At 70.9% G+C, this 9,722-nt stretch carries 9 protein-coding genes; 5 read left to right on the forward strand and 4 right to left on the reverse strand.

The annotated features are described in order from the left end of the window. Positions 1–47: 47 nt before the first annotated feature. Complete coding sequence (locus tag ABZ371_RS23410; protein ID WP_358682898.1) at positions 48–1,535, reverse strand: SDR family NAD(P)-dependent oxidoreductase; 1,488 nt, start codon at positions 1,533–1,535, stop codon at positions 48–50. Between the two features lie 143 nt (positions 1,536–1,678). Then, positions 1,679–3,142, reverse strand: coding sequence for an MFS transporter (locus tag ABZ371_RS23415; protein WP_358682900.1), 1,464 nt, complete (start codon positions 3,140–3,142; stop codon positions 1,679–1,681). A gap of 246 nt (positions 3,143–3,388) precedes the next feature. On the opposite strand from ABZ371_RS23415, the gene ABZ371_RS23420 reads away from it, so the two are divergent. The 5 genes from ABZ371_RS23420 to ABZ371_RS23440 all read left to right on the forward strand — a co-directional run bounded on the left by ABZ371_RS23420 (position 3,389) and on the right by ABZ371_RS23440 (position 8,351). Beyond that, entirely contained in the window at positions 3,389–4,285 is an 897-nt protein-coding gene (locus ABZ371_RS23420; RefSeq protein ID WP_358682902.1) for an RNA polymerase sigma factor SigF, read from the forward strand. A 160-nt stretch (positions 4,286–4,445) separates the two neighbouring features. Next, on the forward strand, positions 4,446–5,663 hold the full coding sequence (locus ABZ371_RS23425; RefSeq protein WP_358682912.1) for a SpoIIE family protein phosphatase: 1,218 nt from the start codon (positions 4,446–4,448) through the stop codon (positions 5,661–5,663). A gap of 122 nt (positions 5,664–5,785) precedes the next feature. Continuing rightward, the gene (locus ABZ371_RS23430) at positions 5,786–7,357 is read left to right on the forward strand and encodes a CHASE3 domain-containing protein (protein WP_358682914.1); all 1,572 of its coding nucleotides are present in this window, start codon (positions 5,786–5,788) and stop codon (positions 7,355–7,357) included. Then, positions 7,354–7,797 carry a response regulator gene (locus ABZ371_RS23435; RefSeq protein ID WP_358682904.1) on the forward strand — a complete coding sequence of 148 codons (444 nt, stop codon included), beginning with the start codon at positions 7,354–7,356 and terminating at the stop codon, positions 7,795–7,797. Before ABZ371_RS23430 ends, ABZ371_RS23435 begins: the two co-directional genes overlap by 4 nt. Positions 7,798–7,895: 98 nt before the next feature. Then, positions 7,896–8,351, forward strand: coding sequence for an ATP-binding protein (locus ABZ371_RS23440; RefSeq protein ID WP_358682906.1), 456 nt, complete (start codon positions 7,896–7,898; stop codon positions 8,349–8,351). Positions 8,352–8,670: 319 nt separating this feature from the next. Here the strand turns inward: ABZ371_RS23440 and ABZ371_RS23445 are convergent, their stop codons facing one another. Next, positions 8,671–9,252 (reverse strand): hypothetical protein, encoded by a 582-nt coding sequence (locus ABZ371_RS23445; RefSeq protein WP_358682908.1) that lies wholly within the window; start codon positions 9,250–9,252, stop codon positions 8,671–8,673. 116 nt (positions 9,253–9,368) lie between these two features. Further along, positions 9,369–9,518: a hypothetical protein gene (locus tag ABZ371_RS23450; protein WP_358682910.1), complete on the reverse strand. Its 150-nt coding sequence runs from the start codon at positions 9,516–9,518 to the stop codon at positions 9,369–9,371. Positions 9,519–9,722: the final 204 nt, after the last annotated feature.

Here is a 9,722-nt window from a genome sequence, read left to right on the forward strand (position 1 = left end):
GCGGCCCGTGGGTACGGGCCGCCGCCGCTGTCGTCGTGCGGGCCGGATCACCAGCCGGCGGGCGCGTAGTCCTTGAGGAAGCAGCCGTACAGCTCTTCGCCCGCCTCGCCGCGCACGATGGGGTCGTAGACGCGGGCGGCGCCGTCGACGAGGTCGAGAGGAGCGTGGAATCCCTCTTCGGCCAGGCGCATCTTGTCCGGGTGGGGGCGCTCGTCCGTGATCCAGCCGGTGTCGACGGCGGTCATGAGGATGCGGTCCTTCTCGAACATCTCCTGCGCGCTGGTGCGGGTCAGCATGTTCAGCGCGGCCTTGGCCATGTTGGTGTGCGGGTGGCCGGCGCCCTTGTACCCGCGGCTGAACACACCTTCCATGGCGGAGACGTTCACCACGTAGGCGCGCCCGAGGGCCTTAGCCATCGCCGGACGGAGCCGGCTGATCAGGATGAAGGGTGCCGTGGAGTTGCAGAGCTGGACCTCGAGGAGCTCGATCGGCTCGACCTCCTCCACCGTCTGGATCCAGCTGTTCGTGTCGTGCAGGTCGGGCACCAGGCCGCCCGCGTCGATCGCGGTCCCGGCGGCGATACGGGCCGGTGTGGCGGACCCGGTGACCAGCGCGAGGCCGGTGACGTCCTGGGCGGCGAGGCCCTGGCCCTCCTTGCGCGCGGCCGGAAGCGCGGCCACCCGGTCGACCGTCCCGCTGCCGAACGTCCCGATGACCTCGGCGGCCGGCAGTTCACCGGCGGGCAGCGGCGCGGATTCGGCACTCAGCAGCTCGCTGTAGGCCTGCGGGGAGCGCCGGACGGTCTGGGCGGCGTTGTTGATCAGGATGTCCAGCGGCCCGTCGGCGGCGACCGAGTCGGCCAGCGCCACCACCTGGGCCGGGTCGCGCAGGTCGATCCCGACGATCTTCAGCCGGTGGATCCACTCGTCACTGTCCGGCATGGCCTTGAAGCGCCGGATCGCGTCGTTGGGGAAGCGGGTGGTGATCGTCGTGTGGGCACCGTCACGCAGCAGCCGCAGCGCGATGTACATGCCGATCTTGGCACGGCCACCGGTGAGCAGCGCCCGGCGGCCGGTGAGGTCGGTGCGGGCGTCGCGCCGGGCACGGTTCTCCTTGGCACACGACGGGCAGAGCTGGTGGTAGAAGGCGTCGACCTCGACGTACCTGGTCTTGCAGATGTAGCAGGACCGGGGGCGCTGGAGTATGCCCGCGATCTCGGCCGTGGCCGAGGACGAGGGCAGCACGCCCTGGGTCTCGTCGTCGATGCGCTCGGCGGAGCCGGTGGCGGTGGCTTCGGTGACCGCCTTGTCGTGCGCCGTCTTGGCGGCTCGGCGCTCCTGGCGGCGGCGCTGCTTGACGGTGCGGTAGATGCCCGCGGTGGCCCGGCGCACGGCGATGGCGTCCGGGTGGTCGACCTCGATGGTGTCGAGCTCGTCGAGCACGCTCAGACAGACGGCCAGCCGCTCCGGGTCGATACCGGGACCGAACCCGTCGATTCCGGGAGCGAGCTCCGGGCTGTCCTTCGTCACCGTCATTGCCGTTCCTCTGTCACTCGTCACTCGCGCCGCTGCCGGGCGTGGGGAGGAGGTCCGGCCGGGGGCCGGCGAGGGCCGGCGCGCCATGGGCCGAATGCCCCGGTCAAGTCTGCCACGAGTCCGGGGCTGCTCCGTTTCGGCCGTCAGGCCTTGCCCTCACCGACCGACAGGGGGGTGGCGATGTCCTCGAGCGACTTCTGCTCGGCGGCCACCGCGAAGAAGGCGGCGACGATTCCGGCGGCGACCATGAGGGCGGCTCCGATGCAGAACGCCAGGACCGTCTCGCCGACCACGCCGCTCGCCGTCAGGTCGGCGAAGACCAGCGGGCCCGTGATACCGCCGGCGGCGGTGCCGACCGCATAGAAGAAGGCGATGGCCATCGCCCGGGTCTCCATGGGGAAGATCTCGCTCACGGTCAGATACGCGGAGCTCGCGCCCGCGGACGCGACGAAGAGGACGGCGCACCAGCAGGCGGTCATGGTGACGGCCGTGAGCGCCCCGGCGTCGAAGAGCCACGCGGTGCCGAAGAGGAGGAGTCCGGAGAGGATGTACGTCCCCGCGATCATCGGCTTGCGTCCGACGGTGTCGAAGAAGCGGCCGAGGAAGAGCGGCCCCAGGAAGTTGCAGAACGCGATGACGGCGAAGTAGTAGCCGGTGGCGCCGCTGGAGACGTCGAAGAACTTCACGAGGATCGAGCCGAAGCCGAAGGTGATGGCGTTGTAGAGGAAGGCCTGCCCGATGAAGAGGGCGAGTCCGAGGACCGCCCGCTTGGGGTAGGAGCGGAAGACGGTCGTGGCGATGAGGCCGAATCCGATGCTCTTGCGCTGGCGTACGGTGATGGCGGGTTCGGCCGGGGGCAGGCTGCCGCCGGTCTCCGACTCGATCTCGCGCTCCACTTCTTCGACGAGCCGCTCCGCCTCCTGGTCGCGGCCGTGGATGAACATCCAGCGCGGGCTCTCCGGCACGTGGCGCCGCACCACGAGGATGACGAGTCCGAGGACCACGCCCAGGGCGAAGGTCAGCCGCCAGCCGAGGTCCTTCGGGAAGATGTCGGTGTTCAGGGCGAGCACGGAGAGCAGTGAGCCCGCCATGGCGCCGAGCCAGAAGCTGCCGTTGATGATGAGGTCGACACGTCCCCGGTACTTACTGGGGATCAGTTCGTCGATCGCGGAGTTGATCGCCGCGTACTCCCCGCCGATCCCGAAGCCGGTGAGGAAGCGGAAGAGGAAGAACCACCAGGCCGAGAAGGAGATCGCGGTCAGCGCGGTCGCCGCCAGGTATACGGCGAGGGTGATGAGGAAGAGCTTCTTGCGCCCGAAGCGGTCGGTGAGCCAGCCGAAGACCAGCGCGCCGGAGCATGCCCCGGCCACGTACAGCGCGGCCGCGATCCCGGTGACCTGGGCGTCGGTGATGGGGAGTCCGCTGCCCTCCTCGGAGAGCCGGCTGGCGATGTTGCCGACGACCGTCACCTCGAGGCCGTCCAGGATCCACACCGTGCCGAGCCCGATGACGATCATCCAGTGCCATCGGGACCAGGGCAGCCGGTCCAGCCGGGCGGGGATCCTGGTGGTGACGGTGCGCTGTCCCGCCACGCCGCTTTCGCTCATGATCTCTCCTTCTCCTCCTGAAACACCACACGTGCCCGCGATGAGACGTCTCTCACACACGGACTATGCGACTATTCGGTCACATCCGCCCGAACAGTACGTAATCCTTCCGCCTGATGGCGGCAGAGGGGAGGCGGGACAGCCGGTTTCGGTGGAGAGGAAAGAAGTTCTGTAAAAGGGAGGCATGACTTCGAAGAACCCGGGAAGGTGCCGGGCGATACACCGGATTCCAGGGAGGGCGACACCATGACGGCCATGTCAGCGCGGACCACCGAAGCGATCGGCACCACGGGCGCGCGGCGCGACGAGGCGGGCACGGTCACCGAGGAGGCCGCGCTTCCGTGGATCGAGGACGCGGGCAAGGTCGCCCCGCAGGACGCCCGGGCCATGTCGAAGCTGTTCTTCGACCGGCTCCAGGTCCTCGAAGAGGGAACCCACGAATACCAGTACGCGCGCAACACCCTGATCGAGATGAACCTCTCCCTGGTCCGGTTCGCCGCCTCCCGGTTCCGCAACCGGGGCGGGGACGACGCCGAGGACATCATCCAGGTCGGGACGATCGGGCTGATCAAGGCGATCGACCGTTTCGACCTCTCGCGCGAAGTGGAGTTCGCCACATTCGCCGTGCCGTACATCGTCGGTGAGATCAAGCGGTTCTTCCGCGACACGACCTGGGCCGTCCATGTGCCCCGCCGGCTGCAGGAGTTGCGGGTCGAGCTCGCGAAGGCCAAGGAGCACCTGTCGGCCGAACTCGACCGCGACCCGACGGTCGCCGAACTCTCCGCGCATCTGCACCTCCCCGAGGACGAGATCATCGAGGGCCTCGTCGCCGCCAACGGCTACTCGGCGGGCTCCCTGGACACCCCGAGCGCCGACAGCGACTCCGGCAACGACCAGCGCGCCTACGCCGACGTGCTCGGCGAGGAGGACCCGGCCATGGAGAATGTGGAGAACCTGCACGCACTCGCGCCGCTGCTGCGTCAGCTGGACGACCGGGAGCGGGCCATCGTCCGCATGCGTTTCGGCCAGGAGATGACGCAGGCGCAGATCGGCGCCGAACTGGGCGTCTCCCAGATGCACGTGTCGCGCCTGCTCAGCAGGATCGTCCAGCGTCTGCGCACCGGCATGTGCGTCGAAGCCTGAGCCAGTAACCCATAACCCATTCCGTTTCACCGAGGCCCGGCGGACCGCCGGGCCTCGGTCACATATGCTTCACGGCGAAACTGCGCGAGGGGGCACGCGCTGTCCGTCCGAGGGAGTGTGGAGCGTGGTCGAATTGCCGCTGGGCGCCTCTGCGCGACTGATGGAGCCCGCCGGAGTCCCGGAACAGCTGACCGCCGTCGCCGACACCTCCGTCTGGAACGTCGACGGATCGCTGCTCCTGGTCGAGGACGACGCGGGTGACGCGCTGCTCGTCGAAGAGATGCTGAGCGACAGCGAGCTGGACTCCGGGCTCACCTGGTGCAAGACGATGGCGGAGGCGCGGCGGTTCCTGCGGACCTGCCGCACACCGGTCTGCGTGCTGCTGGACCTGCACCTGCCCGACGTCCACGGACTCGACGCCGTCCGGCAGCTGGTCGAGTCCGCCCCCGACGCCGCCATCGTCGTGCTCACCGGCCTGTCCGAGGCGGAGACCGGCCTGTCCGCGGTCGCGCACGGCGCGCAGGACTACCTCGTCAAGGGCCGCCTCGATCCCGAGATGCTGAGCCGCGCGGTCCGTTACGCGCTCCAGCGCAAGCACGCCGAGCGGTCCGCCGCCGCCATCCGGACGAGCCAGCTCATAGCCCAGGAGAACGCCCGGCTGGAGCGCGCGCTGCTGCCCATCCCCCTGCTGCGGGACGACAGCTTCCGTGTCGCCGCGCGCTACGAGGCCGGCCGTGCCCACGGGCTGCTGAGCGGGGACTTCTACGACGTGGTGCAGACCGCGGACGGCGCGGTGCACGCCGTGATCGGCGACGTGTCCGGGCACGGAGCCGCCGAGGCGGCCCTCGGGGTCTGCCTGCGGGTGGCCTGGCGCACAGCCGTGCTGACCGGGGTGCCCCAGCTCGGGACGACCGGGCTCCTGGAGGAGATACTCGCCGCCGAGCGGTCGGACCCCCATGTCTTCGCCACGGTGACCACGCTCGTCTTCCCCCCGTCCAGGGACCGGGTGTACATCGCGCGGGCCGGTCACCCCGGGCTGCTGCTGCGCGACGGCACGGACGTCAGCTGGGTGGAGCCGGACGTCGGCATGGCCCTGGGGCTGATGCCCGGCGTCGGCCGCTGGACGCTGACGGAGCTGGAGCTGCCCCGCGGCAGCGAGCTCGTCCTCTTCACCGACGGCCTGTTCGAGGGGCGCACCGGGCCGCGCTCGCGGCTCGGCGAGGACGGGCTCCTGGACATGGCGGTGAAATACGGCGCGCTGGAGCCGCGTGCCTTCGTCGACGCCCTCGTCGCCGAGGCCACGGCCGGCGCTTCCCCTTACGGCGGGCTGGCCGACGACGTCGCCGTCCTGCACCTCGGCTGGAGGATCGACTCGTGAGTGTCACGGAAACCACGGAACGGCCCGACGCGGCCGTGGAGGAACCCGCGGTGCCCGCCGGGGAGAGCGGCGGGACCGCCCCGCGGTCCGACGCGCGGCCGAGCGCCTTCGCGCGGCTGTCGGTGCAGAACTGGGTCCACCTGATCCTGGCGGGCTTCGTCCTGGTGGTCTGCGGCTGCCTCGCCGTCGGCGGGCTCGTCCTCGCCGACCTGTCCGACCGGACCACCGACCTCGTGGACCGCATCCAGCCCGCACGCTCGACGTCCTTCCAGTTGCAGAACGCCCTGCTCAACCAGGAGACGGGGGTGCGGGGCTTCGCCCTCTCCGGTGACGACTCGTTCCTGGAACCCTACGAGGCGGGCAAGCGGGCCGAGCAGGAGCGGCTGGCCGACCTGCGCTCACTGGTGGGCGACGAGCAGCCGCTCGCCGGGGACCTGGACCGCATCGAGGAGGCCGCCCGGCAGTGGCGCACCACGCGGGCCGATCAGCTGATCGCCGCGGCGCGCACGGGCGAGCCGGCCGGCGCCACGTCGCTCCCGCTGCGGCAGAGCAAGGCGGAGTTCGACTCGCTGCGGCGGCTGTACACCGCCCAGCAGCAGCATCTGGACGCCGCACGGGACAAGGCCCGTGCCGAGCTGGACGACGCCCGCGTCACCCGCGACCGGGTGCTCGCGACGCTGCTGATCGGCTTCCTCCTGACCGTCGTCTCGCTCAGCGTGCTGCTGAACCGGGTGGTGGGCCGGCCGCTCAACGCCTTGGCCAAGGCGTCGGACGGGGTGCGGGCCGGCGCGTTCGACCGGCGGATCGAGGTCCACGGCCCGTCGGACGTCAGGGCGGTGGCCTCGGCGGTCGAGGACATGCGCCGCCGCCTGGCCGCGGAGCTCGCCGAGTCCCGGAAGCGCGAGACGCTGCTCGCCGAGCAGACCGGGGAGCTGAGGCGTTCCAACTCGGAGCTGGAGCAGTTCGCGTACGTGGCCTCGCACGACCTGCAGGAGCCCCTGCGCAAGGTGGCCTCCTTCTGCCAGCTGCTGGAGAAGCGGTACGGCGGGCAGCTGGACGAACGCGGTCAGCAGTACATCGACTTCGCCGTCGACGGGGCCAAGCGCATGCAGGTGCTCATCAACGACCTGCTGACCTTCTCCCGGGTGGGCCGGGTCCACGAGGGCTGGAAGCCGGTCGACCTGGAGCGCTCGCTGGACCGGGCGCTGTCCAACCTGACCCTCGCCGTCGAGGAGGCCGGGGCCACCGTCGTGCGTGAGGACCCGCTGCCGGAGCTGCTCGGTGACGCGACGTCACTGTCCATGGTCTGGCAGAACCTCATCGGCAACGCGGTCAAGTTCCGTCGGCCCGACGTGCCGTGCCGGATCACCGTCGGGTGCGTACGGGAGGACGACGACTGGCATCTCACGGTCGCGGACAACGGGATCGGCATCGCGCCGGAGTTCTCCGACAAGGTGTTCGTCATCTTCCAGCGTCTGCACGGCCGGGACGAGTACGAGGGGACGGGCATCGGCCTCTCCCTCTGCCGTAAGATCATCGAGTTCCACGGTGGCCGGATCTGGCTGGATCCGGCGCCGGCCGAGGGTACGCTCATCCACTTCACCCTGCCCGTGCTGCCCGAGGCGCCCACCCACACCACGGCGGAGCTGCTCACGCCCGCCGTGCTGACCCCCCGGTCCGGAGATCGCGCGTGAACGACCGTGTCAAGCCCATCGAGGTCCTGCTGGTCGAGGACGACCCCGGCGACGAACTCATGACCCGCGAGGCGTTCGAGGACAACAGGATCCGCAACACCCTGCACGTGGTCCGGGACGGCCAGGAGGCGCTGGACTTCCTCTACCGGCAGGGTGAGTACGCGGACGCTCCGCGTCCGGATCTGGTGCTGCTCGACCTGAACCTGCCGCGGTACGACGGCAGGCAGGTGCTCGAGCGCATCAAGACCGATCCGGAACTGGCGTTGATCCCGGTGGTGGTCCTGACCACGTCCTCCGCCGAGGAGGACATCCTGCGCAGCTACAAACTCCACGCCAACGCCTACGTCACCAAGCCGGTCGACCTGGAGCAGTTCATCGGCGCGGTGCGCCAGATCGACGACTTCTTCGTGAGCGTGGTGCGGCTGCCCGGCCGTGCGTAAAATCGGTGTGGTCTGCCGGAGTGGGATCCCCCGACCCGGGTAGACGAACGGCGAGAAATGGTCTGCGAGACCACCCTGCGGCGCCTTGGCTGGAGCACATGAACGATCAGGCCACCTCACGGCCGGACGATCCCTGTCGGGGACTCGCGCCCACGGACGTTCTGCTCGTCGCCCAGGTCTTCGACGGTGAGCCGGGGTGCATCGCGCAGGCGCGCGAGCTGGCCGACCGTTTCCTGTCGCGGCTGGTGGCCGAGTGGCTGGCCGTTCTCGGCGAGCACACCCGCAGCGATCTCATGCTGGCGGTCAGCGAACTCATCACGAACGCCGACCGCTACAGCCACGGGCCGTACATGCTCGAGCTCGAGGGCGACGCGGAGCGCGTCAGCGTGACCGTCTACGACAGCAGCACGGCCCTCCCCGTCCTCTACTCCCCCGACCCGGGCCGGCTCGGGGGTCACGGCATGGAGATCGTGGTCGCCCTGTGCGACCGGGTCACGGCCGAGCGGGTGCCGGTCGGCAAGCGCATCCGGGCCGAGTTCCAGCTCAGCTCCTGACCGCACGGGCCGGGGGGGGCGGGCCGCGGGGTGGGGGGGGGGGGCGGCGCCCGGGGGGGGGGGGCCCCCCAAACCCGCATCGCCCGCCCCCCGGCCGGCGGGCGCGCCGACGGCCGGGGCGACGGGCTCCACTGGCGGCGTGCTCGTCGTGGTGGGCTTGGGCGGGGTGTTCTTCCGGGCCCGGGCCGGCTTGCGCCGGGCCGGGGCCTTCGTACGGGCGGCGGTCGCCACGAGAGTTCTCCTTATATACGGGGGCCACGCGCGCCGGCCCCGCCACGGTCTGGCGGGGCTGGCGCGGGTACGGCGGCGGGGCAGGGGGTCAGGCGGCCCGGTCGGGGGCCGCGGCGGGGCCGTAGGTGCGGGCGAACCGGGCACCGGCGTGCAGCAGGGCGGTGATGTCGGCGTGGGTGCGGTGCTGGCGCTCCGACCACGCCGTGGCGCGGGCGGAGGGCGATCCGGTGTGGGCCTGGATCAGCCGGTCCAGGACGTAGCCCGCCACGCGGTCGGTGTCGGTATCGCCGTCCACGCCGTTCTCGCCGACGTGGCACAGCGCGGTGTCCAGGGTCCGCCGCGGGTCGAGGTCGATGTCCTCGTGGATAAACCGCAGCAGCGCCCGGACCATCTGCTTGACCGTCATGGACTCGTCGTCGGCGGGGTTCGCTTCGCTGGACTGGTCCCGGTCCCGGTTGTAGGTGTGGACCCCGGTCCAGCCGTCCTTGTCGAGCAAGGTGACGGTGGCTTCCAGGTGGCGGGCGACGACCTCGCCGGAGGACTCCTCACCGGACGGGCCGGTCCACACCGACCCGTAGGACTCGACCACGAGTTCCTGCGCCGTGCGCAGCGTGGCGTCGGTGAACGGGGCAGCGGGGGAGGTCGTCGTCTTGGGCGTGGTCTGGGGCATGTGAGCCTCTCTCAGGGCTAGCGGGTCCGGGCTGTCCGGCTCCCCGTCACCGCGAGCCGCCCCAGCGCCGGATGGCGAGAGGTGGTTCGCGGATCAGGCAACCGTCAGACCGGCTGTCACCAGCCGTTGAGGAACGCTTCGTAGTACGGCCAGCCGAGCCGGGCGGCGGCCGCGTGCTGCCGTGCGTCCTGCGCACCGCGCCGGTGGATACCGGCGGCGATGGTGTGGCGGCGCAGGGCTCGCAGCTCTTGCGGTGGGTGCGCCACAGGTTCGAGGCGGCCATGTAGCGGGGGCGGAGGCTGTCAGCCACCGGCAGGTTTCCGATCAGTTCGTGCGGGGTGGAGGCCGGTGACGCGGTGGCCGGCCTCCCACGCCCGGGCGGCCGCCGTGGCTGCGGCCGCGAACAGGATGTGGGTCAGTGGGTGGGCCAGGCCGCATACGGTGGCCGCCCGCGCCGCGAGGTGCTGCGC

The sequence above is a fragment of the Streptomyces sp. NPDC005899 genome, from assembly GCF_040629645.1.
In the GTDB taxonomy this organism is placed as follows: domain Bacteria; phylum Actinomycetota; class Actinomycetes; order Streptomycetales; family Streptomycetaceae; genus Streptomyces.